This is a genomic window from Halorubrum amylolyticum (assembly GCF_004114995.1).
Classification (GTDB): domain Archaea; phylum Halobacteriota; class Halobacteria; order Halobacteriales; family Haloferacaceae; genus Halorubrum; species Halorubrum amylolyticum.
In genome coordinates this window covers 13,919-36,239 of the sequence record NZ_SDJP01000007.1, presented here as the reverse complement: position 1 = coordinate 36,239, position 22,321 = coordinate 13,919, and the positions used below count along the sequence as shown (strand labels likewise).

At 69.6% G+C, this 22,321-nt stretch carries 26 protein-coding genes and 1 pseudogene; 15 read left to right on the top strand and 12 right to left on the bottom strand.

Annotated features, from left to right (window positions below):
* Window positions 1-200: 200 nt before the first annotated feature.
* Genes ESO89_RS07740 through ESO89_RS07730 form a run of 3 tightly spaced genes read right to left on the bottom strand, consistent with a single transcriptional unit; the run spans window position 201 to window position 2,724 of the window.
* Window positions 201-953, bottom strand: a complete 753-nt coding sequence (locus ESO89_RS07740; protein WP_128904965.1) for an amino acid ABC transporter ATP-binding protein — start codon at window positions 951-953, stop codon at window positions 201-203.
* A complete protein-coding gene (locus tag ESO89_RS07735; protein WP_241686162.1) occupies window positions 953-1,795 on the bottom strand; it encodes an ABC transporter permease in 843 nt (280 codons plus the stop codon). Before ESO89_RS07735 ends, ESO89_RS07740 begins: the two co-directional genes overlap by 1 nt.
* A gap of 2 nt (window positions 1,796-1,797) precedes the next feature.
* Complete coding sequence (locus ESO89_RS07730; RefSeq protein ID WP_128904964.1) at window positions 1,798-2,724, bottom strand: substrate-binding domain-containing protein; 927 nt, start codon at window positions 2,722-2,724, stop codon at window positions 1,798-1,800.
* A gap of 107 nt (window positions 2,725-2,831) precedes the next feature.
* Here ESO89_RS07730 and ESO89_RS07725 point away from each other — a divergent pair, with 107 nt between their 5' ends.
* Window positions 2,832-3,575 (top strand): TOBE domain-containing protein, encoded by a 744-nt coding sequence (locus ESO89_RS07725; protein ID WP_128904963.1) that lies wholly within the window; start codon window positions 2,832-2,834, stop codon window positions 3,573-3,575.
* Window positions 3,576-3,609: 34 nt separating this feature from the next.
* Here ESO89_RS07725 and infB read toward each other — a convergent pair whose 3' ends face one another.
* On the bottom strand, window positions 3,610-5,403 hold the full coding sequence (gene infB / locus ESO89_RS07720; RefSeq protein ID WP_128904962.1) for a translation initiation factor IF-2: 1,794 nt from the start codon (window positions 5,401-5,403) through the stop codon (window positions 3,610-3,612).
* Between the two features lie 240 nt (window positions 5,404-5,643).
* Between infB and ESO89_RS07715 the strand changes: the two genes are divergently transcribed.
* Window positions 5,644-5,889, top strand: coding sequence for a PRC-barrel domain-containing protein (locus ESO89_RS07715; RefSeq protein WP_128904961.1), 246 nt, complete (start codon window positions 5,644-5,646; stop codon window positions 5,887-5,889).
* A complete protein-coding gene (locus tag ESO89_RS07710) occupies window positions 5,889-6,347 on the top strand; it encodes an NOB1 family endonuclease (protein WP_128904960.1) in 459 nt (152 codons plus the stop codon). The genes ESO89_RS07715 and ESO89_RS07710 overlap by 1 nt, the downstream gene beginning before the upstream one ends.
* A gap of 42 nt (window positions 6,348-6,389) precedes the next feature.
* Here ESO89_RS07710 and uppS read toward each other — a convergent pair whose 3' ends face one another.
* Entirely contained in the window at window positions 6,390-7,397 is a 1,008-nt protein-coding gene (gene uppS, locus ESO89_RS07705) for a polyprenyl diphosphate synthase (RefSeq protein ID WP_128904959.1), read from the bottom strand.
* A gap of 64 nt (window positions 7,398-7,461) precedes the next feature.
* On the opposite strand from uppS, the gene lwrS reads away from it, so the two are divergent.
* Window positions 7,462-7,830, top strand: coding sequence for an LWR-salt protein (gene lwrS / locus ESO89_RS07700; protein WP_128904958.1), 369 nt, complete (start codon window positions 7,462-7,464; stop codon window positions 7,828-7,830).
* A gap of 78 nt (window positions 7,831-7,908) precedes the next feature.
* Entirely contained in the window at window positions 7,909-8,562 is a 654-nt protein-coding gene (locus tag ESO89_RS07695; RefSeq protein WP_128904957.1) for an HAD family hydrolase, read from the top strand.
* Window positions 8,563-8,584: 22 nt separating this feature from the next.
* On the opposite strand, the gene ESO89_RS19185 is transcribed toward ESO89_RS07695, so the two are convergent.
* Window positions 8,585-8,719 carry a hypothetical protein gene (locus ESO89_RS19185; RefSeq protein ID WP_277750259.1) on the bottom strand — a complete coding sequence of 45 codons (135 nt, stop codon included), beginning with the start codon at window positions 8,717-8,719 and terminating at the stop codon, window positions 8,585-8,587.
* Window positions 8,720-8,970: 251 nt separating this feature from the next.
* On the opposite strand from ESO89_RS19185, the pseudogene ESO89_RS07690 reads away from it, so the two are divergent.
* Both ESO89_RS07690 and ESO89_RS07685 read left to right on the top strand, forming a co-directional pair.
* Window positions 8,971-9,258, top strand: a pseudogene (locus ESO89_RS07690) (PadR family transcriptional regulator); the annotation flags it as partial.
* A gap of 271 nt (window positions 9,259-9,529) precedes the next feature.
* Window positions 9,530-10,003 (top strand): CopG family ribbon-helix-helix protein, encoded by a 474-nt coding sequence (locus ESO89_RS07685; RefSeq protein WP_128904956.1) that lies wholly within the window; start codon window positions 9,530-9,532, stop codon window positions 10,001-10,003.
* Between the two features lie 33 nt (window positions 10,004-10,036).
* Here the strand turns inward: ESO89_RS07685 and ESO89_RS07680 are convergent, their stop codons facing one another.
* Both ESO89_RS07680 and ESO89_RS07675 read right to left on the bottom strand, forming a co-directional pair.
* Entirely contained in the window at window positions 10,037-10,954 is a 918-nt protein-coding gene (locus ESO89_RS07680) for a rhomboid family intramembrane serine protease (protein WP_128904955.1), read from the bottom strand.
* 9 nt (window positions 10,955-10,963) lie between these two features.
* Window positions 10,964-13,270 carry an AAA family ATPase gene (locus tag ESO89_RS07675; protein WP_128904954.1) on the bottom strand — a complete coding sequence of 769 codons (2,307 nt, stop codon included), beginning with the start codon at window positions 13,268-13,270 and terminating at the stop codon, window positions 10,964-10,966.
* Window positions 13,271-13,414: 144 nt separating this feature from the next.
* Here ESO89_RS07675 and endA point away from each other — a divergent pair, with 144 nt between their 5' ends.
* Window positions 13,415-14,647, top strand: a complete 1,233-nt coding sequence (gene endA / locus ESO89_RS07670) for a tRNA-intron lyase (RefSeq protein ID WP_128904953.1) — start codon at window positions 13,415-13,417, stop codon at window positions 14,645-14,647.
* A 1-nt stretch (window position 14,648) separates the two neighbouring features.
* On the opposite strand, the gene ESO89_RS07665 is transcribed toward endA, so the two are convergent.
* The 4 genes from ESO89_RS07665 to msrA all read right to left on the bottom strand — a co-directional run bounded on the left by ESO89_RS07665 (window position 14,649) and on the right by msrA (window position 17,532).
* Window positions 14,649-15,029 carry a type II toxin-antitoxin system VapC family toxin gene (locus ESO89_RS07665; protein WP_128904952.1) on the bottom strand — a complete coding sequence of 127 codons (381 nt, stop codon included), beginning with the start codon at window positions 15,027-15,029 and terminating at the stop codon, window positions 14,649-14,651.
* A complete protein-coding gene (locus ESO89_RS07660) occupies window positions 15,026-15,283 on the bottom strand; it encodes an AbrB/MazE/SpoVT family DNA-binding domain-containing protein (protein ID WP_128904951.1) in 258 nt (85 codons plus the stop codon). Before ESO89_RS07660 ends, ESO89_RS07665 begins: the two co-directional genes overlap by 4 nt.
* A 140-nt stretch (window positions 15,284-15,423) precedes the next feature.
* Entirely contained in the window at window positions 15,424-16,800 is a 1,377-nt protein-coding gene (serS, locus tag ESO89_RS07655; protein WP_128904950.1) for a serine--tRNA ligase, read from the bottom strand.
* Window positions 16,801-16,989: 189 nt separating this feature from the next.
* Window positions 16,990-17,532: a peptide-methionine (S)-S-oxide reductase MsrA gene (gene msrA, locus ESO89_RS07650; RefSeq protein ID WP_128904949.1), complete on the bottom strand. Its 543-nt coding sequence runs from the start codon at window positions 17,530-17,532 to the stop codon at window positions 16,990-16,992.
* Window positions 17,533-17,960: 428 nt separating this feature from the next.
* Here msrA and ESO89_RS07645 point away from each other — a divergent pair, with 428 nt between their 5' ends.
* The 7 genes from ESO89_RS07645 to ftsY all read left to right on the top strand — a co-directional run bounded on the left by ESO89_RS07645 (window position 17,961) and on the right by ftsY (window position 22,301).
* Window positions 17,961-19,079 (top strand): M20 family metallopeptidase, encoded by a 1,119-nt coding sequence (locus ESO89_RS07645; RefSeq protein ID WP_128904948.1) that lies wholly within the window; start codon window positions 17,961-17,963, stop codon window positions 19,077-19,079.
* A 138-nt stretch (window positions 19,080-19,217) separates the two neighbouring features.
* Window positions 19,218-19,370: a 50S ribosomal protein L39e gene (locus ESO89_RS07640; RefSeq protein WP_004050128.1), complete on the top strand. Its 153-nt coding sequence runs from the start codon at window positions 19,218-19,220 to the stop codon at window positions 19,368-19,370.
* Entirely contained in the window at window positions 19,371-19,649 is a 279-nt protein-coding gene (locus ESO89_RS07635; RefSeq protein WP_004050129.1) for a 50S ribosomal protein L31e, read from the top strand.
* Between the two features lies 1 nt (window position 19,650).
* Window positions 19,651-20,316: a translation initiation factor IF-6 gene (locus ESO89_RS07630; protein ID WP_128904947.1), complete on the top strand. Its 666-nt coding sequence runs from the start codon at window positions 19,651-19,653 to the stop codon at window positions 20,314-20,316.
* A gap of 234 nt (window positions 20,317-20,550) precedes the next feature.
* Window positions 20,551-20,727: a 50S ribosomal protein L18Ae gene (rpl18a, locus tag ESO89_RS07625; RefSeq protein ID WP_128904946.1), complete on the top strand. Its 177-nt coding sequence runs from the start codon at window positions 20,551-20,553 to the stop codon at window positions 20,725-20,727.
* Window positions 20,727-21,182: a prefoldin subunit alpha gene (gene pfdA, locus ESO89_RS07620; RefSeq protein ID WP_128905037.1), complete on the top strand. Its 456-nt coding sequence runs from the start codon at window positions 20,727-20,729 to the stop codon at window positions 21,180-21,182. The genes rpl18a and pfdA overlap by 1 nt, the downstream gene beginning before the upstream one ends.
* Window positions 21,183-21,191: 9 nt before the next feature.
* Entirely contained in the window at window positions 21,192-22,301 is a 1,110-nt protein-coding gene (ftsY, locus tag ESO89_RS07615) for a signal recognition particle-docking protein FtsY (protein ID WP_128904945.1), read from the top strand.
* Window positions 22,302-22,321: the final 20 nt, after the last annotated feature.

Genomic DNA, 22,321 nt, shown 5'->3' with positions numbered 1-22,321 from the left:
CGAGCGGGCCACTGGCCCGCGAGGAGCGCGTGCGAGGGAGTCGGTGGTCCGGAGCAACGCGGAGGACCACCGACGCGGCTGGGGCTTTGGCGGTGCTCACCGCAGCGTCGTCGATCACCCATAATCGGCCGCCAGTAACACCACTCGATCACTTCTAAACGATCACCGAGACGACCTGATTCACGTACTCTAGATACGCGTCAGTACACCAGTTCGCCCGAGATGAACTTCCGGGTGCGCTCGTCGGACGGGTTCTCGAATATCCGCTCCGTCGGCCCGACCTCCGTGATCCCGTCGTCGAGCAGCACCGCGACGCGGTCAGCGACGCGCTCGGCCTGATGCATGTCGTGAGTCGCCACGACGACGCCGATACCGCGGCGTCGGGCCTCCTCGATCGCCTCCTCGATGACCGCGGTGTTCCGCGGATCGAGATCGGAGGTGGGCTCGTCGAGCAGGAGCACGTCAGGGTCGTACGCCAGCGCCCGGGCGAACGACACGCGCTGCGCCTCTCCGCCCGACAGCGAGTCGGCGTGCTGGTTCGCCTTCTCCGTCAGCCCGACGACGTCGAGCGACTCGCGAACCGCGTCGGGAGTGTCGGCGAGGCCCAGCGCGGCGGCGATCCGGTCGGCCCAGGGGCTCCGAACCCGGAGCCCGTATTCGACGTTACGGCCCACGGACGCGTCGAAGAGGCTCGCCTCTTGGAACACCATCCCGACCCGCCGCCGCAGGGCGAGCCGCTCGGCCTCCTCGGCGGTCCACGCGTCTGCGCCGCCGAGCGCGACGGTCCCGGCGTCCGGTTCGAGCGAGAGCGCGAGGGTCCGGAGCAGCGTCGTCTTGCCGACGCCGGAGGGACCGATGACGCCGAGGACCTCGCCGGCGTCGACCTCGACGGAGAGGTCGTCGAACACCCGCTCGCCCCCGAACGACTGCGAGACGCCGGTCGCACGGAGCATCACCGCGTCACCCCGCTGTCGCCGAAGTGAACAACCACGGCGTTGACGGTCAACACGAGCGCGACGAGGACGGCGCCGAGCACCAATGCCGTCTCGTACTGTCCCTGACGCGCCTCCAGCTGGATGGCGGTGGTCAGCGTTCGGGTCTTCGAGATCCCGTCCGCGCTCGTGATGTTGCCGCCGACGATGAGGACGGAGCCGACCTCGCTGACGGCGCGGCCGAAGCCGGCCAGGATCGCGGTGGCGATCCCGTACCGCGCCTCCTTCAGGACGACGAGGGCCGCGTCGAGGCGGGTGCCGCCGAGCGCGCGCGCGGCGTCGCGGACACCGTCGTCCACTCCGGAGACGGCCGCGAGGCTGATGGCCGTGATCGGCGGCGTCGCGAGCACGAACTGCGACATGATCATCGCCTCCCTCGTGAAGACGAGATCGAACGACCCGAGCGGCCCCTGGTTCGAGACCGCGAACAGGACGACGAGGCCGACGACCACGCTCGGAAACCCCATCCCCGTGTTGACGACGGACTTCACGAATCCCTTCCCCCGAAACTCGGCGAACCCGAGCAGGACGGCGACCGGAACGCTGAACAGCGTGCTCAGCGCCACGGCGGTGAGGCTCACGTACAGCGAGACGTAGACGATGCTCCAGACGTAGCCGTCCCTGAACGGGAGATCGAGGAGGGCCGGGAGGTCAGGAAGGACCGAACCGCCGAGGAGGGTCGAGAGGTCGGAGAGGACCGAACCGCTGAGGAGGGTCGAGAGGTCAGAGAGGACCGAACCGCCGAGGAGGGCCGAACCGCTGAGGATCATCGAGAGCAGCTGTGCGACTGGTTCGATCGGCACGCTCACTCGTCGGACGAGTCGCCACTCCAACCTTCCGGAACGTACTGCTGGAAGTCGGGGTTCTCCGAGACCGCCTCGGGGAAGAACAGCTGCTCGCCGTTCATCTGGTAGTCGGCGATCGCGTCCTGCGTTCCGGGGCTCGTTATCCATCCGATGTACGCCATCGCGAGGTCGTAGTTGGCGTTGTCGTGAACGCCGGGGTTGACCGCCATGATCCCGTAGGGGTTCGCGAGGATCTCCGGCCCGTCCTCGATGGGACCCTGTACGAGGATCGTGAGGTCGATCTCCGAGCGCTGAGAGATGAACGTCCCGCGGTCCGAGAGCGTGTACGCGCCCTGCTGGTTCGCGTTGTTGAGCGCCTCGCCCATCCCGGCGCCGATTTCCTGATACCAGTCGCCGCCGGGGTCGGTCCCCGCGGCCTCCCAGAGGTTCAGCTCTTTGGTGTGTGTGCCGGAGTTGTCCCCGCGAGAGACGAACGTCGCTCCCGCGTCGGCGATCGCGGTGAGCGCGTCGGTCGCAGAGGACATCCCTTGAATCCCCGCCGGGTCGCTCTCGGGACCGACGATCACGAAGTCGTTGAACATGAGGTCACGGCGGTTGACGCCGTACCCGTTACGCATGAACTCGTCTTCGAGCCCGCGGGCGTGGACCATCACCACGTCGGAGTCGCCGTTCCGGGCCGACTCCAGGGCCGCGCCCGTCCCCTGCGCGACCGCGTCGACGGAGACGCCGTACATCTCCTCGAAGTCGGCGTGGATCGCGTCGAGCAGCCCCGTATCGTAGGTGCTCGTCGTCGTCGTGAGCGTCAGCGTCTCGCCGGCGACGCCCGCCGTTTCGCTCTCACCGCCGCCGAGCGCCGAGCACCCGGCGGTGCTCGCGATCGCCCCGGCCCCCAGCGCCGCCACGAACTCTCGTCGTTGTATCGGCATAGATACAACCGTGAACCGACACCGGATATAGCTTTTGTCCCGCAGGTCGGTCTGGCCGGTGCGGGCCGGTCGAAAGCACCAACACCTCCCCGACTGATCGTCCGAGCATGGACGAGAGCGGCGGGGACGAGCCGGGGGCTGCCGCGGGCCGCGGCCGAGCCGCGCTCATCGAGGGCGACGTCGAGTTCGACGGCCACGACGCCGCGCTTCTGCGCGCGGTCCACGAGGCGGGGTCGGTCGCGGGCGCGGCCGCGGAGCTGGGGCGCTCTCGCGCCCGCGCGCTCTCGCGGATCGAGGCGTTAGAGGAGGCGTTCGGCACCCTCGTCGAACGCCAGCGCGGCGGCTCCGGGGGCGGTGGCAGTCGGCTGGCAGCGGGCGGCCGCGACCTCCTCGACCGGTACGACCGCCTGCAGGCCGTGCTCGCCGCGACCGCGAGCGTCCCCGAGACCGTGCTCGACGGGACGGTCGCGGGCGTCGACGGCGAGTTAGCAGACGTCGACACCGCGGTCGGGACGGTGCGCGGCCTTCACGACGGCGCCGCGGTCGGCGACGCCGTCCAGGTGCGGATCGGCGCGGACGCGGTGACAGTTTATAAGGGAAGCGGGGAGGTCGATCCGGACGCGACGAGCGCCCGGAACCGACTGCGCGGCGAGGTGGTCGAAATCGAGGCGGGCGAGACGGTGTCGACGGTGCGGGTCGCGGTGGAGGGGGCTGGCGGGGTGGCGTTTCGAGTGTTGATCACGTCCGAGAGCGCCGAGCGGTTGGATCTGAACGCGGGCGACGAGGTGGCGATCCGGTGGAAGGCGACCGCGACGCGGATCGTGGCGCACGCGACAGGCGCCGATTCGTGAGTCGCCGGGGATTGAACGAGCGGGACGCCGAAGCCTACTTCCCCCAGAAGGGGTCCCGCTTCCGCTTGGTTTCCAAGTACGCCGACAGCGCCTCGCGCTCGTCGGCGGTGATCTCCTCTTTCAGCTCCTGTTCGAGGATCTTCGCGTGCTTCTCGGGGACCTCGGTCCAGAGCGTGTCGCCCTCCTCGATGTCGCGGCCGACGGTGGGGCCGTCGATGGCGATGCTCACGCGCTCGCCGGCGCGCGCCTCGTCGACGTCGTCGCCCTGCTTTTGAATCCCGGAGAGTTGGCCGGCGCGCGTGAATTCGTTGCCCTCGAAGTACCCGACGTTGCGGTTGTTCTGGACCGTGCCGGAGATGACCTCGACGCCGACGACCGCGGGGTCGTTCTGCCGGAACGTGTGGTCCGGGAGAATGCGGAAGCGCGCGGGTCGGACCACCTTGTCGAGCACCGTCTCCTGTTGGGCGCGCTGTCTCTCCTCGACGTACGTCTCGTAGTCCTCGATCAGCTGGTAGATGACCTCGTCGGTGAACAGCTTCATGTCGGCGTTCTCCAGCTCCGTCTCGGCGTTTGCGAGCAGATCGACGTTGAAGCCTAAGATCGCCTTGTGCTCGTCTTGGTTCGCGGTCTCGGCCACGGCGATGTCGCGGGGCGCGATGTCGCCGACCTCCGCGCGCAAGATTGGGACCTCCGCCTCACGGAGCGCGTTCGCCATCGCCTCCAGCGAGCCGAGCGTGTCGGCCTTGACGACGACGCCGTCCTCGGCGGTGTCCACCTCGATCTCCGCGAGCTCGGCTTTCACCTCCTCGACGACCTCCTCGACCGGGCGGTCGCGGACGATCCGCACCGGCGCGCCCGCCATCGCCCGATCGAGGTCGGGCGCGGCGATCTTCACGCCGGCGGCGGCGCCGACCTCGCCCACCTTCTCGAACTTCTTCTCCGTGCGGATCTCTTCGAGGGGACGCGGATGGAGCAGCGCCCGGATCTCGGTGACGATCGGCTCCTCCTGCCCGCCGACGACGACCTGGTCGCCGTTGCGGACCACGCCGTCGTACACGACCGTGTCGATGGTGGCGCCGAAACCGCGCTCGTCTTTCACTTCGAGGACCGTTCCCTCGCCGGCCCCGAACACGTCGATCGCCATCTCCTCTTTCATGAAGCGCTGAGAGAGCCCCATCAGCACCGTGAGCAGGTCGGGGACGCCCTCGCCAGTGATCGCGGAGAGGGGGACGACGCCGATGTTCTTCTGGAAGTCCTGTACGCGCCAGTAGAGGTCCGCGGAGAAGCCGGCGTCGGAGAGCTGGCCGATGATCTCGTAGAGGTTCTCGTTGAGCATCGACTCGGCGCGCTCCGACTGCGCCTCCAAGCTCTGCTGAATCGGCTGGCCCTCCTGCGGGTTCCACCCGGGCGTCGTGTCCACCTTGTTGGCGGCGACGACGAAGGGGGTGCCGGTCCGGCGGAGGATGTCGATCGCCTCCTCCGTCTGCGGCTGGAACCCGTCGTTGACGTCGACGACGAGCACCGCGATGTCGGCGAGGGCGCCGCCGCGGGCGCGTAGCGTCGAGAAGGAGTGGTGGCCCGGCGTGTCGATGAACAGGAGGCCGGGGAGGTCGAAGTCGGTCGGGTCGATAAGCTCGCCCGCCATCCCGGAGATGGTGTCGAGCGGGATGTCGGTCGCCCCGATGTGTTGGGTGATCGCGCCGGCCTCGCCCTCGCTGACGGCGGAGCCGCGGATCTTGTCGAGCAGGCTGGTCTTGCCGTGATCGACGTGGCCCAGCACGGCGACGATCGGCGTCCGAAGGGTGTCCGCGTTTGTGTGTTCGGTCATCAGTGATCGCCCCGAAAAGGTCGGTTGTCTACCGTTCCGCCCGGACGTCAGTTAAGCCTTTCAAAATGCGCGCGACCGGATCGAGGAACCGGGGACGCCCGAGACCGCCGCGGTGGCCGGCGTCTCGCAACGGTGGTCGGCGTCTCGCAACGGTGGCCGGCGTCGCAGCGCCCCGCACCCGTCTGTCGCCCGTCCGACGCCCCCGTGGAGTTTAAGACCGTTGCCCGGGACCGTGCGAACATGGTCGACATCCTCGCGGAGAACCTCTCCGGGAAGGCGGTGATGAGCGCGGACGGAACGGAGCTCGGGGACCTGTACAACATCACGATGGACCTCAAGTCCGGCGAGCTCGCCGACCTGCTCGTGAGTCCCCACGAGCAGCTCAGCCCGGAGCGCTCGGGCTTCGACGTCGACGAGATGGGCCGTCTGAAAGTACCGGTTGCGAACGTGCAGGCGGTGAAAGACTACATCGTCGTCGCCCGCTGATGGAAGTCCTCGACACCTCGGCGTTCATCCACGAGTACACCACCGACGACGACGTGGTCTCGGTGCCCGAAGTCCACGAGGAGCTCACCGGCGAGGGCGCCCTCCGCTTCGACGCGATGGAGGGCTCCGGGATGACGATCCACGTCCCGGCCCCGGAGGTCCTCGACAACGTGGGGCGCGCCGCGCGCGGCTCCGGCGACGCCGCGGAGCTGTCCGACACCGACACTCGCCTGATCGCGACGGCGCTCGAACTGAGCGCGACGCTCGTCACCGACGACTACGCGATGCAGAACGTCGCCGAGCGACTCGACATCGCCGTCGAGGCGATCGCCAGAGACGGCATCTCCGAGGAGCGCGAGTGGCGGTTCCAGTGCGTCGGCTGTAACCGCACCTTCGACGAGAACAAGGAGCGGTGCCCGATCTGCGGCAGCGACCTGACGCGAAAGAACCCGGCGTAGCGCTCCTGTTTCGTTTTCTCGCCGGATTCCGCGTTTCCTCAGTCAAGCCGACTCCGGCTCTGTGTCGCGCTCGGCAGACGGGGTCCGGAGGTCGTTCTCGGCGACCGCTTCCGGCGTAGACCCGTTCTCAACGGCGTCCTCGTCGTCGCCCGGAAGCGCGGCGGCGAATGCGTCGGCGTCGAGCGGGAGCCGGTCGCGGAGCCGCCCCGCGACCGCGTTCGCCTCGGCGATCTCGACCTCGGCGACCGCCCTGACGAGCGCGGCCGCGCGCTCCGCCCGCGCCCGCCGCCACGACTCCTCCCGCGACTGGTAGGTGCGGATGGAGCGGAGGAACTCCACCTCGGAGAACTCCGGCCAGTACGGCGCACAGAAGTAGACGGCCGCCTCGTTGCCGTTGGCGTGCCACGGCAGGAAGTTCGAGGTGCGCTCGTCACCGCCGGTCCGCACGATGAGGTCGACGTCGCGGACCGGCCGATCGTACAGCCGGTCCTCGACGGTCTGAACGTCGACGTCGTCGGGGTCGAGCCGGCCGTCGTCGACGTCGCGCGCGATCGCCGTCGCCGCGTCGAGCAGTTCGGTGCGGCCGCCGTACGCCAGCGCGACGTTCAGCGTGAACCGGTCGTTGTCCGCGGTGCGCCGCTCCGCGTAGTCCACCGCGTCGCGTACGCGTCCCGGGAGGCGGTCGATGTCGCCGATCGCCCGGACGCGGACACCCTGCTCGTGGACGCGGTCGGCGTCGGCGAAGTCGCGGAGCTTGTCCTCCAGCAGGTCGAACAGCGGCTCCAGCTCCTCGTCCGGGCGTTCGAAGTTCTCGGTCGAGAAGGCGTACAGCGTCAGCTCCGCGACGCCCAAGTCCGCGCACCAGTCGAGCACGCGCTCGGTGGTGGCGGCGCCGGCGCGGTGGCCGTCCGGCGCGTCGTCGCCGCGCTCGCGGGCGTACCGCCGATTCCCGTCCTGAATGATCGCGACGTGTGCCGGTACGTCCTCGATCTCTCGACGGAGGTGGCGGCGGTAAGCGCGCTCGGTGAGACCGCGGAGGCGATCCAACATACGTGCAGACCGACACGGCCGAGGGGTATGTACTTTTATGCTCTGACGGGACGAGACGCGGCCGATGGACGCCGCCTACGTCTTCGCCGTCGCGTTCCGGCTCGATCCGGACGAGGCGACGGTCGACCCCGACCGGTTCGAGACGACGCTGGAGATCCCCGCGAGCGAGCCCGACGCCGAGGGGTGGCTGTTCTTCCGCGACCGCCTCTGGCGCGGCGAGATCGGCGACGAGCCGTCGTTTCGGGAGCTCGCGAGCGACCGCCTCGGCGTCGAGGTCGTCGCCGCCGACTTCCGCGAGCTTCGGACCGACCGCGACCACCTCGACGCGCTGCGGTCGGCGATCGCGGACGACCTCGACCGATTTAACGCCGAGTCGGTCGACGAGGTGCTACACAAGTACCTCGGGTCGTCGATCCACGTCCGAGAGGAGTGAGAGCGGACGTGGCTTGACCCGGATCGGACGCACCGCCCCCACAACGCACTTACCGGCCGACCGCCTACGGGCTGCCCCATGGTCGTCGCCGACTACGACTTCCACCTGTTCGATCTCGATGGGACGCTCGTCGACGCGGAGTGGTCGTACACCCGCGGCGTCTTCGACCGCGTCGGCGACCGGCTCGGCCGCCCCTTCTCCGACCGGGAGGCGTACGTCCTCTGGCACGGGCTCGGCGGCGCCCGCGGCGACACCCTCCGCGATCTCGGGGTCGACCCCGACGCGTTCTGGCCGGCGTTCCACGCCGAGGAGGACCCCCTCGCCCGCGCGGAGGCGACGTACCTCCACGACGACGCCGCCCGACTGCTCGACCGCGTCGACGACGCCGGCGGCCCGACCGGGCTCGTCACTCACTGCCAGCGGTTCCTCGCCGAGCCCGTGCTCGACCGACTCGACCTCGCCGACCGGTTCGACGCGATCGTCTGCTGTACCGACGAGACGGGCTGGAAGCCCGACCCGGACCCCATCGAACTGGCGATGGCGGACCTCGGGGTCGACCCCCGGACCGACCGCGGCTACTACGCCGGCGACGGCGAAAGCGACGTGGGCGCCGCGTGGAACGCGGGCGTCGAAGCGGTCCACGTCGAGCGCGTGGGCCACGAGGACCGCGGGCGGTGCGTGCTCGGCGACCGGCGCGTCAGCCGGCTCGACGAACTGCTCGGGCCGACGTGAGGCCCGGGTCCGCGCTCGACCGCTACGAACCGGCGACGCCCCGAACCCGCTCTTTGCCGCACTTCGCACAGCGCTCCACGACCTCGTTCGGGTTGGTCACGACCGCCCGTCGCTCGTACCGGTGTCGACAGACCAGGCGTTCGATCGTCGCATGCATATCGAAACGGTCGGCGTTTTCAACTAAATAAAGTTCCGTAATTATATATTTATACACATATTACACATCAAATAACTATATTCCACAGAATTCAGAACAGATATTCAAACCCATAGAGAGAAAAGAGGTCATTCGTTTCCCTAGTTGATCGCGATCGGATCTGCCTGATCGTCCGCCTGATCGCCCCCCCTGATCGTACCCCACTCGCCCGCGACCGAAACGGTCGTGAGGCGCCGGGCGGAACCGACCGTATGACGAAGTGGCTCCACAGCGGCCGCCGCCGCGACCTGTGTGCGCTGCTGTACGACGCCGGCGAGCTGCGGGCGCAGTCGCTGAAGAGTCGGCTCGAATCGCACTACGACGAGCGGATCGATCCCCGATCCTTCTACGCGACGCTGACCTCCCTCGTGGAGTCGGGCTTCCTCGACCGGCGGACCGAGGGGCTCGCCGACGTGTACGCGCTCACCGACGCCGGCGAGCGCGCGCTCCTCGATCACTACGAATGGCTCTCGGCGAGGATCGACGGCGGACCCGCCGACACATCCTCAGTCGACAGCGTCGGCGACGGCGTCGGCGACAACGACGCCGTCAGCGACGACGACATCAGCGACAACGACGCCGTCAGCGACGACGACATCAGCGACAACGACGCCGTCAGCGACGACGACATCAGCGACGGCGACGCCGTCAGCGACGACGACGACATCAGCGACGGCGACGACATCAGCGACGGCGACGACATCAGCGACGGCGACGCCGCCGGTGACCCGAACCTCAAGGATTAATAAGATCGGTGCGTTCGTTTAATATATGACGGTCGTCAGCGTCTCGATGCCAGAGGAGCTGTTGGAGCGGATCGACGGGTTCGTGGACGAACACGGCTACACCGGACGCAGCGAGGTCGTGCGCGAGGCCTCCCAGAACCTCCTCGGCGAGTTCGAGGACGCGAAGCTGGAGGACAGAGAGCTGATGGCGGTGGTGACCGTGCTCTTCGACTACGAGACCACGAGCGTCGAGGAGCGGATGATGCGGCTCCGCCACGAACACGAGGGGCTCGTCGCCTCCAACTTCCACAGCCACGTCGGGTCGCGGTACTGCATGGAGCTGTTCGTGCTCGAAGGGCGCTTGGCGGACATCTCGACGTTCGTCGGGAAGGTCCGCGCGACGAAGGACACCCTCACGGTCGACTACAGCGTGACACCGGTCGACGAGTTCGGCGCCGACGGCGGCCTCGAAACGGCTGACGGCCGCGGACACGGGCACGGTACCGACCACGACGGCTGACCGAAGCGCGTCGGAGAGCGCCGTCGACCCGTTTCAGCCGCCTCCGCGGTCGGCCTCGCCGTCCGCGAGCACGCCGACGAACGGCACCGCGAACCCAACGACGTAGCCGGCGAGGTGCGCGAACACGTTGCTGCCGAACGGGACGAGCACCAGCGACCCGATCACGCCGGCGGCCGCGACGCTCGCGCCGGTGACGTACAGCAGTTCGCGTTCCGGGGGGAGATCGAGCCCCGCCACGCGCGGACGGCCGGCAGCGACGTACAGCCCGGCCGCGGCGAGGACCGCGCCGACCGCGAACAGCGACCCCACGGCCGGCAGCGGCGGGAAGTAGCCCGCCCCGCTCGGCGCGAGGTACGCGAGCGCGAGCGACGCGAGGACCGCGACGACCGACCAGCGGGGGTCGACGCCGGCGGGGGCCTCGCTTCGGACCCGATCGCTCTCCGCCGCGAGCGCGGCGACCCAGACGGCGACGAGATAGCCGAGGAGCGCGCTGTTCACGTCCGAGAAGCCGGCCGTGGGGGCGTCGGTCATCCCCCCGAGTGCGACGACGGTCGCCCACGCGGAGACGAGCGGGACGACCGCGAGGTAGACCGCGACCGACCCGAGGAGCCGCCGGCGCCAGCCGGCGACGAGCGAGAGCGGGTACGCGACCGCGACGAGCAGCCAGTAGTTGACGACGTTGTCGGCGAGGTGGACCGGGTCCGCGTGGACGAAGCTCGACGCGAACGCGGTCCACAGCGCCCACCGGCTCTCGAACACGCCCTCGGTCGCGAGCGAGAACCGCCACGCCTCGACGCCGGGGAGCAGGCTCACGGCGACGAGGAGCGTCGGCAACGGGAGGGCGACGAGCGCCAGCTCCGCCGGCGGTCGCGATCGGACGGCGGCGAGGACCGACGCGAGCAGGCCGCGGAGAGTGGGCGAACCGGTGGGGTCGCGGCCGTCAACTGACATCTGGTTCCCCTACGGCGTCGCCGGGCGGACGCTCTCCAGCGCCGCCGCGAAGTCGTCGGCGGTGACTCCGACCTCGTCGGCGTGGTCGTTGGCCGCCTCGCCGTGCTCGTCGGCGACGCGCTCGATGGCGATCAGGGCGGCCTCCCGGCACAGCGACGCGATCTCCGCGCCGGAGTATCCCTCGGTCTCGTCGGCGAGGCGGTCGAGGTCGACGCCCTCGACGAGGGGCTTCGCGCGGGTGTGCACGCCGAGGATCTTCCGGCGCGCGTCGCGGTCGGGCTCGGGGACCTCGATGTGGGTCTCCAACCGCCCGGGCCGGAGCAGCGCGGGGTCGAGCGCGTTCCGTCGGTTCGTCGCCGCGAGTACGACGAGGTTCGGGTTGTCGCTCGCGCGGTCCAGCTCGGTGAGCAGCTGTGAGACGACGCGCTCGCCGACGCCCGAGCCGTCGCCGCCCGCGCCGTCGCGGTCGGCGGCGATCGCGTCGATCTCGTCGAAGAAGACGATCGCTGGCGCCGCCTGCCGGGCGCGGTCGAACAGCTCGCGGACCGCCTTCTCGGACTCGCCCACGTACCGGTCGAGCAGTTCGGGACCGGCCACCTGGATGAAGTTCACGCCGCTCTCGCCCGCGATAGCGCGCGCGAGGAGGGTTTTCCCGGTGCCGGGCGGCCCGTGAAGCAGGACCCCCGTCGGCGGGTCGGCGTCGGCGGCGTCGAACAGGGGGCCGTAGGTTAGCGGCCACGTCACCGCCCGCTCCAGTTTCTCCTTCGCCTCCGGGAGCCCCCCCACGTCCGCGAAGTCGGTGGTCGGCTGCTCCGCGACGTACTCGCGCATCGCGCTCGGCTCGACGCTCGCGTGTGCCGCCTCGAAGTCCGCCTTCGAGACGGTCACGTCGTCGAGGGCCGCGGCGTCCGACTCGCGGGCGCGCCGCAGCGCGGTCATCGCCGCCTCCTGCGTGAGCCCCTCGATGTCGGCGCCGACGAACCCGTGCGTTCGGGCCGCGATGCGGTCCAGGTCCACGTCGTCCGCGAGGGGCATCCGCCGCGTGTGCACGTCGAGGATCTGCCGGCGGCCGGCCTCGCCGGGGACGCCGATCTCGATCTCGCGGTCGAACCGGCCGCCCCGGCGAAGGGCGGGGTCGAGGGTGTCGACGCGGTTGGTCGCGCCGATGACGATCACGTCGCCGCGGGCGTCCAGCCCGTCCATCAGCGAGAGCAGCTGCCCCACGACGCGGTTCTCCACGTCGCCGCCGTCGTCGCGCTTGCCCGCGATCGAGTCGATCTCGTCGAAGAAGACGATCGCGGGCGCGTCCTCGCTCGCGCGGTCGAACACGTCTCGCAGGCGCTCCTCCGACTCGCCCTTGTACTTCGACATGATCTCCGGGCCGTCGACGGTGACGAACGTCGCGTCGACCTCGTTGGCGACGGCGCGGGCGATCAGCGTCTTCCCGGTGCCTGGCGGCCCGTGGAGCAGGACGCCCTTCGGCGGGTCGATCCCAAGCCGGGTGAACACGCCGGGCTCCGAGAGGGGGAGTTCGATCGTCTCGCGGACCAGCTCCAGCTCCTCGTCGAGCCCGCCGATGTCCTCGTAGGTCGCGCCCGCGGTGTGCTCTTCCGGAGGCGTGGTGCCGCCGCCGGTGGGTCGAGCGTCGGTGCCGGGAGCGTCGCTTCCGGTTGTGTCGCTTCCAGTTGTGTCGCTTCCGGCGCCGCCGCTCCCGGCAGACCGACCTGCGGGGGTGCCGCTTCCCGTCGGCGATCCGGTGGGGGATCGGCGACCCCGCCCGACGCTCGCGTCGGACCGCGACCGGTCCTCGTCCCCGTAGGTCACCGACACGTCGGTCCGGTTCGTGACGCGCACCGTGCCCGCGGGGTCCGTCTCGGCGACGACGAACCGGATTCCGCCGAGCCGCTCGACGTGGACGGCTTCGCCCTCGGTGACGGGGCGGTCGCGGAGGTCGCGGGCGAGCGCGCGCTCGACCACCTCGCGGCTCACGTCGACGCCGGCGAGCTCCGCGGGGGCGGCGAGCACGACGCGGTCGGCGTCCTCGACGTCGACGGCGGCGACCGTGACGGTGTCACCGACCTTCACGCCGGCGTTCGCGCGGGTGTCGGCGTCGATGAGAACGGAGCCGTCCCGCGCGTCCGCGCCGCCGGGCCACACCTTCGCGACCGCCGTGCGCTCGCCGCGGATCTCGACGGTGTCGCCGCTGAGGAGGCCGAGTCGCTTCCGGGAGGGTTCGGGGAGCCGGGCGATCCCCCGGCCCGCGTCCCGCTTCTCGGCGGCACGCACCGTGAGCCTGAGGCCGTCGGTGTCGTTCATACGCTCCGTTCCGGCCACTGACCCTTTATCCTTACCCGGTGCCGGGCGGGCCCGTCGCCGCCGACTGCGACTCCGACCGCCCGATCGCTCTCCGCCTCGCCGCCGACCGCAACCCCCTTACCCCGCCCGGACCCGTCGTTCGATATGCAACCGACAGGGCACCTGCGCGGCGACGCGGTCCGCGTCGCCGGCGACGCCCGCCAGCGGTTCCACGACTCCGGCGGCTACGGTCGCCCGCTCGGCGGCGACGAGATCGCGCTCTCGCGGGTCGAGGCCGCCCACCTGCTGTTCCGCGGCGACCTCTCGGGAATCGCGATCGACGAGGACGGGGATCGCGAGAAGAGCGACGGCGAGGTCGGCTTCGAGCGCTTCTTCGTCGAGAGCGCGGCCGCGGCCGACCGCTTCGCGGTGCGCTACCTCGTCTACGCCGACCTGCGCGACCGCGGCTTCTACCTCTCGCCCGCCCGCGAGCCGTGGCCGGGCGGCGACGCCGACGCGCCCGACGCGGTCGACTTCGTCGCCTACGAACGCGGGTCGACGCCCGACACCGGGAACGTGAAGTACCCCGTGCAGGTCGTCGGCGAGCGCGAGTCGCTGTCGGCGGCCGGCCTCGCGGGACGCACCCTCGCGGTCGTCGACGAGGAGTCCGACATCACGTACTTCGCGGCGACCGAGGGAGAGATCGCGGGCGCGACCGACTACGAGGCCCCCGACCGGCTGACGGGCGTCCTCCTCGCCGACCGCGTCGTCGTCTGGGACGCACCCGAGGGATTCTACGAGCGCGGCTTCTACGGCCAGCCCCTCACCGGTCGTGCCGCCGCGATCGAGGGCGCGGTCCAGCTCTCCCTCGTCGAGGCCGCGTCGCTCGCGGCCGACGGGGTGTTGTCGCTGTCGGCGTCGGTGGACGCGACGGGCGAGGCTACCGAATCCTCCAGCGAGGCCACGGCAGAGACGGACGGTCCCGCGGCCGCGGTCGTCGCGCGCGGCCGCGACGTGGAGGGCGAGCGCTTCGATCGCCGGCTCACCGTTTATAAGCGCCTCCGCGAGGCCGACGCCGTGCCGAAGACCGGCTTCAAGTTCGGCGCCGACTTCCGGACCTACCTCGACGTGGAGACCGTCGAGGACTTGCCGCACTCCGAACACCTCGTGCGCGTCGTCGAGGGCGACCACCGCTTCTCGCCGCGCGAGCTCTCGCTCGACGTGCGGCTCGCGGGCGGCGTCCGCAAGGAGATGGTGTTCGCGCTGACGGCGGTGGCGGGCGACGGCGACGTGCGCGACGAGGCCGACGACGGCGATGAGCACGACGACGGCGATGAGCACGACGCGGTCCGCGACGCCGCCGTGGAGTGGCTCTCGATCGGGCGACTGACGCCGTAGATCACTCGGGAGTTCGCTCCTCGATCCGGATTCGGTCGTCCGTGATCTCATCGAACGCGTTGTCCGAGGAGACGATCGGATCGGCGTCGGCGTAAGCGAGATGATACGCGTCGAACGCGGTGAGCCCGTACCGATCCATGTAGTCCGCGGCTTGGAACAACACGGTTTCGTCTTCCGGTACCGACGCGATCTCGAGCGCGTAGCTGAGCGATTCCATCCGATCGAACTCGAACCGATCGGAGATCACCAGCAGTTCGAGCAGCGTCATCCGCGAGGTGTAGATCTCCCCCTCGTACTCGCCTGCGACCGCTGCTGTCCGCTCCTGAAGCCAGTCGTCGTCTTTGACCAAGGCGATGAAAAAGTCGGTATCCGCGTAGATCATTCGGATCTCGTCGCGTCGTCGACCGCGTCCTCGCGAGCAGCGTCTCGGGCTTTCCGCTTGATCGCCGCGATCGACTCGTCGTCGAATGCGTCGCCGACGGCGTCGCGGAGCCCCTCGATCGGGTCCGATTTGAGGGGAATCAGTTCCACGCGGTCGTCGAGTTCGACGACGCGGTACCTGTCGCCGTGCTTCTCGCGGATCTCGTGCGGGATGACGATCCGGCCCCGGTCGTCCGCCTCTGCGGTCTTGCTCATGTGAGCGACTACGGTGGGAACAAACAAATAAATTCCCACGACAATCGAGAAATCCCACCCCGTCCGACCGAGAAGGGCAACTCATTCGATATCGACGGTACGCGTCATAGACACCTGATCCGCGGGCCGATCGGCGCCGCCTACTCCCCGCCCAGCTTCGTCTCGCCGACCGCGTCGTGGCCCTCGATCACTTCCGTCCCGCCCATGTACGGGCGCAGCGCCTCGGGGACGGTGACGGTACCGTCGTCGTTCTGGTAGTACTCTAAGATCGCGACGACGATCCGCGGGACCGCGAGCCCCGAGCCGTTCAGGGTGTGGAGGTACTCCGCGGACTCGTGGTGCTCCTCGCGGTAGCGGATCCCGGCTCTGCGCGCCTGGAAGTCCTCGAAGTTCGAGACGGAGGAGACCTCCAGCCAGCGGCCGCCCTGAGCGGGGCCCTCGTCCATGTCGTCGGCGGGCGCCCACACCTCGACGTCGTACTTCTTCGCCTGCGTGAAGCCGAGGTCGCCGGTACACATCTCCAGGATGCGGTAGGGTAACTCGAGGCGACGCAGCACCGCCTCGGCCTCGTCGACGAGCCCCTCGAAGCGCTCGCCGCTCTCGTCGGGCCGGACGAAGTTCACCATCTCCACCTTGTTGAACTGGTGGACGCGGACGATCCCGCGCGTCTCGGTGCCGTGCTCGCCCGCCTCCTGCCGGAAGTTCGGCGTGTACGCCTGGTACTTCAGCGGGAGGTCCTCGCCCAAGAGGATCTCGTCGCGGTGGAGGTTCGTGACGGGCACCTCCGCGGTCGGGAGCAGCCAGAGGTCGTCGTCGTCGTACGCGTCCTCGTTGGTCCCCTCGACGCGGTAGGCGTCCTCGGTGAATTTCGGGAGCTGACCGGTGCCGCGCATCGACGCGGAGTTGACCGGGATCGGCGGGAACACGTCCTCGTACCCCTGTTCGCGGTGCACGTCGAGCATGAACTGGATCAGCGCGTGCTCCAGTCGGGCGCCGTCGCCCTTGGCGACGTAGAAGCCGCCGCCGGCGACCTTCGCGCCGCGCTCGAAGTCGAGGATCTCCAGCTCCTCGCCCAGGTCGTAGTGCGGCTCCACGTCGTCGGGGAGCTCGCGCAGGTCGTCGAACCCCTCGCGGCGTCGCTCGACGTTCTCCGACTCGTCGGCCCCGACCGGCACCGACTCGTGGGGGATCTGCGGGAGTTCGAGCAGCGACTCCTCCAGTTCGGCCTCCAGCTCGTCGGCGCGTTCCTCGACCTCTTGGAGCTCCGACTTGAGCTCCTGGGAGCGCTCGATCGCCTCCTGGGCCGCCTCCTCCTCGCCGGCCTGTTTCAGCTCACCGATCGTCGAGGAGACCTCGTTGCGCTCGTGCCGGAGGTCGTCGCCGCGGCTCTTCAGCTCCCGCCACTCCTCGTCGATGTCGAGTATCCGGTCGAGGTTGAGGTCGACGTCGACGCCCTTGTTGGCGAGCGCCTCGCGGACGACCTCGGGGTTCTCCCGGACGAACTGTCGAGACAGCATTTACCGGTGGTTCCGGCGGCCGCCCCAAAACCGTATCGGAGCGTCGGGACGCCGTGACACACGGGGGCGAGCGGTGACGCCCTCGGGTGACCGGCGGGCCTTCCTCTCAGGGGGAATCGGCAGTCGGCCGCCGTCACAAACAACCCTTCGGGCTTTCGAACCCGTCCAAGCCCGGGGACCGTGAACGCCCTACTTCGCGACCTTTGCCTCGAACTTCTCGCGCACCTTCTCCATCTTCGGCTTCGCGTGGAAGGTGCAGTAGGCGTCGTCGGGGTTCTTCGCGAAGTAGTCCTGATGGCGCTCCTCGGCGCGGTAGAACGTCTCAAGCGGCTCGATCTCGGTCACCACGTCGTCGTCGTCGTCGTACTCCTCGTCGAGCGCGTCGACGTACGCCTCGGCGACCGCTTGCTGCTCGTCGTCGTGGGTGAGGACGATCGAGCGGTACTGGCTCCCCACGTCGGGACCCTGTCGGTTGAGCTGCGTGGGGTCGTGGATCTCGAAGAAGGCCTCAAGGACCTCGTCGTAGGCGATCACGTCGGGATCGAACTCCACTTGGACGACCTCGGCGTGGCCGGTGTTCCCGGAGCAGACCCCTTTGTAGGTCGGGTTCTCGACGTGGCCCCCGGCGTAGCCGGAGGTGACCGACTCGACGCCGGCGAGCTGTTCGAGCGCCGCCTCGACACACCAGAAGCACCCGCCGCCGAGCGTCGCGGTTTCGAGCTGATCGGACATACTCGTTCGAAGGGCTCGGAGACGTATTAATCACGCGCGCTTATGTGTGAGATGTGGTCGATTCCGTCGCTTCTCGCTCATAGCCCGACAGCTATGGATCGTCGGTGAACACCTCCAAAGCCCCAGCCGGTGAGACGGGCGCACGCTCGCTGTGCGCTTCAGTCGCTCGCTCCGCTCGCTCCCTGCAGTGCTTGCGTCGCCTGCGCCCGTCTCACCGACTGCCCCTTTGAGTCCCACCCCGCACCGCAACCGCAGCCTCTCACCTCCCCAGCCTCGTCGGTCGTCCTCCGCGTTGCTCCGGACGACCGACTCCCTCGCACCGTCGGTTCGCGGCCCTACGGGCCGCTCACCGGGGCGCGCCACCGCATCGGTTTATAAATGGTATCCGCACACTCAGTTTTTAAGCGGCTGAGCGCCGACCCGACCGTATGAACGAACTCGCGGACCTGACCGAGGAACTGGTCGCCATTCCGTCCCACGAGGACGAGACCGCGGCCGGCGACGCGATCGAGGAGTGGCTCCGCGCGGAGACCGATGCGCGGGTCGAACGCGACGCGGTCGGCAACGTGCTCGCTTATAAAGGTGAGACGAACGACGACGACGCCGACACGCTCGCCTTGGTCGGCCACCACGACGTGGTCCCGCCGGCCGACCGCCAGACGACCGGCGAGGGGACCGCGGGCGAGTACGTCGTCGAGCGCCGCGACGGCAGGATCTACGGGCGCGGCGCGGCGGACATGAAGGGCGCGGTGGCGGCCTGCATGCTCGCGTTCCGCGACGCCGAGCTGCCCGCGGACCGCGAGTTCGCCTTCGCGTCGTTCGTCGGCGAGGAGGTCGGCGGGATCGGCGCGCGCCACGCGATCGACGCGGGGTTCGCCCCCGACCGCGCGTTCGTTGCCGAGGGGTCGACGAACTACTCGAAGCCGGGCGTCACCGACGTGGCGGTCGCGCACAAGGGCCGGCGCGCCTCGACGCTCGTCGCGAGCGGGACCGCGGCGCACGCCTCCGAGCCCGCGGCCGGCGAGAACGCGATCTACCGCGCGAGCGACGCGATCGACGTCGTCCGCGGGCTGGACGCCCCGGCGGCGACCGTCTTCGGCGAGCCCGTCTCCGGGTCGCTCGCGGTGACGATGGTCCGCGGCGGCGAGACGTGGAACGTGATCCCGGAGCGCTGCGAGGTGACGATCGACGAGCGCACGGTCCCCGGCGACCGCGCCGACATCGGCCGCGCCGCGGAGGCGGTCGACGGCGTCGCGTGGGAGGTGGATCAGGACCTCCCGCCGATGGCCTGCGGCGACGATGCCTTCGCCGACGCCGCGCTCGCGGCGGCCCGCGAGATCCACGACGAACTGGGACTCGACGCGCCCGAACACGTCGTCAAGCCCCACGCCACCGACGCGGGCTGGCTCGCCGAGGCCGGCACCGACCCGCTCGTCTGCGGTGCCTCCGAGCCCGGTGAGGCGCACACCGACACGGAGAGCGTCGGGATCGGCGTCCTCGACCGGTGCTACCGGATCTACACGAATCTCGCCGAACGGGCGTTCTGACCCGCCGAGACGTGGTGCGTCGGGGGCGTCGTGGGTCGCCGGGCACCGCGAGCGAGCCGCCGGCCCCCGGCGCTCGACGCCGCCGAGCGACGCGGTATGGAAGGGGTTTTATGCGCCCCGTGGAAAGTGTGCGCCACTATGGGAGACAAGTCGAAGGCCCAAAAGAAGCGTCTGGCGAAGGCGGAACGCCAGAACACCCGCGTCCCCGCGTGGGTCATGATGAAGACGGACATGAACGTCACGCGAAACCCCAAGCGGCGCAACTGGCGCCGGAACGACCTGGACGAGTAGATGTCGACGAGTGATTTCGAGGAGCGCGTCGTCACCGTCCCGCTCCGCGACGCCAACGACAAGCCGGTCCAAGAGCGCGCCGACTTCGCGATGAAGATCGTCCGCGAACACCTTGCACAGCACTTCTCCGTCGACGAGGAGGAAGTCGTCATCGACACCTCGGTCAACGAGGCCGTCTGGGCGAACGGGCGCCAGAACCCGCCGAGCAAGGTCCGCGTCCGCGCGGCCCGGTTCGTCGAGGACGGCGAGCCCGTCGTCGAAGCCGAGCACGCCGAGTAACGTGTTACGGGCGACTTTCACCGGCTCGTCGTACGTGGGCGTGTTCGCCCGCGCGATCGACGACCTCCTGTTGGTCCGACCGGACGTCGACGAGGAGCTGGCCGACGCGCTCGGCGAGGAGCTGGGCGCCGAGCCCCTCCTCACGACCGTCGGCGGCGCCAACACCGTCGGGTCCCTCGCGACCGGAAACGAGAACGGAGTTCTCGTCTCCGCGCGGGCCACCGAGCGGGAGCAGTCGCGGATCGCCGAGGCCGCCGACCGCGAGGTCGGCGAGCTCCCCGGCGAGATCAACGCGGCCGGGAACGTCGTCCTCGCGAACGACTACGGCGCCTACGTTCACCCGGACCTCCCGCGCGAGTCGATCGTGACGATCAGAGAGACCCTCGACGTCCCCGTGGTCCGCGGCGACCTCGGCGACGTGCGAACGGTCGGCACCGCCGCGGTCGCCAACAACACGGGCGTACTCTGTCACCCCAAATCGGACGAATCGGAGCTGCAGGCCGTCGAGGAGGCGCTCGACGTGCGCGCCGACCTCGGGACGATCAACTATGGCGCGCCGCTCGTCGGCTCCGGGCTCGTCGCCACCGACGAGGGGTATGTCGTGGGCGAGGACACCACCGGTCCCGAGCTGGGTCGGATCGAGGAGACGCTCGGCTTCATCGATTGACGGCCGCATCCGGTCCGGCGTTTCGGGCCGCCGTCGGACGGGCGACGAAACCGGTCGGTCGAGGCGTCCGACGACCGCCGTCTCGGCCGGGAGCGAACCGCTCCGCGGCGGTCCGTCGAACCGCTCCGCGGCGGTCCGTCGAACTGCTCCGCGGCGGTCCGTCGAACTGCTCCGCGACCGATCGCGTCCCGCTTTTTAGGAAGATACTTCCCTGTCCCTGCCGGATCGGTGAACATGAGTACCTACACGGTGAGTGGACGGTTCCAGAGTCGAGACGGCTTCCAGCCGTTCACCAAGGATGTCGAGGCGGAGAACGAGAACGTCGCCCGCGAGCGCATCTACACCACGGTCGGGAGCCAGCACAACCGGAAGCGCACCCAGATCGAGATCGAGGGGGTGTCCGCGGCATGATGGGCGGCGGGCAACAGCAGCTCCAGCAGCTCTCCCAGGAGCTGCAGGCGCTCGAAGAGGAGATCGAGGCGCTCGAAGCCGAGATCGCCGACTACCGCGAGGAGCAGTCCGACATCGACGACGCGATCGAGGCCATCGAGACCCTCGATTCGGGCTCGACGGTGCAGGTCCCGCTCGGCGGCGGCGCCTACGTGCGCGCCGAGGTCCAGGACATCGACGAGATAATCGTCTCGCTCGGCGGCAACTACTCCGCGGAGCAGAGCGAGGGGGACGCGATCGACGTGCTCGGTCGCAAGCGCGACGCGCTCGACGACCGCATCGAGGAGACGCAGGAAGAGGTCGACGAGCTCGAAAGCGAGAGCGACGAGCTCGAACAGCAGGCCCAGCAGATGCAACAGCAGATGCAGCAACAGCAGATGCAGCAGATGCAGCAGGGCCAGGGCGACGAGGAGTAACGACCGACCGTGTTCGACGGACTGAAAGACAAGCTCTCCGGGTTCCGGGAGGACGTCGAGGAGAACGCCGAGGTCGAGGAGCCCGCGGAGCCGGACGAGTCGGAGGAGACCGAGAGCGCCGCCGCCGAGTCTTCCGAGGCCGACCAGCCCGCGGAGCGCGAGGCCGACGCCGCTCGATCGCCGGCGGAAGGCCCCCCGGCGGGCGACGACGGCGACGGTGACGACACCGAGCCCAGCACCTTCCAGCGCGCGAAGGCGTTCGCGACCGGCCGGATCATCATCGAGGAGGGGGACTTAGAGGAGCCGCTGTGGGACCTCGAAATGGCCCTGCTCGAAAGCGACGTGGAGATGAGCGTCGCCGAGCGCATCCTCGAGACCGTCCGCGAGAAGATGCTCGGCGAGTCCCGCAAGCAGGTCGAGACGACCGGCGAGCTCGTCGAGTCGGCGCTCCACGACGCCCTCCTCGACGTGATCGCCGTCGGCCAGTTCGACTTCGAGGAACGGATCGCCGAGGCCGACAAGCCGGTCACCATCGTCTTCACCGGCGTCAACGGCGTCGGCAAGACGACGAGCATCGCGAAGCTCTCGGAGTGGCTCGCCGACCGTGGCTACTCGTCGGTGATGGCGAACGGCGACACCTACCGAGCGGGCGCCAACGAGCAGATCCAGGAGCACGCCGATCGGCTCGACCGGGAGCTCATCTCCCACGACCAGGGCGGCGACCCCGCCGCCGTGATCTACGACGGCGTCGAGTACGCCGAGGCGAACGACGTCGACGTCGTCCTCGGCGACACCGCGGGCAGGCTCCACACGAGCGACGACCTGATGGCCCAACTGGAGAAGATCGACCGCGTCGTCGATCCGGACATGACCCTGTTCGTCGACGAGGCGGTCGCGGGGCAGGACGCGGTGAACCGCGCGAAGGAGTTCAACGAGGCCGCCGAGATCGACGGCGCCATCCTGACGAAGGCCGACGCCGACTCCTCCGGCGGCGCCGCCATCTCCGTGGCGTACGTCACCGGGAAGCCGATCCTCTTCCTCGGCACGGGACAGGGGTACGACGACCTCACCCTGTTCGAGCCCGAGGAGCTCGTCGAGAGCCTGCTCGGCGAGGACTGAGGCGGGCGGTTACCCCACCG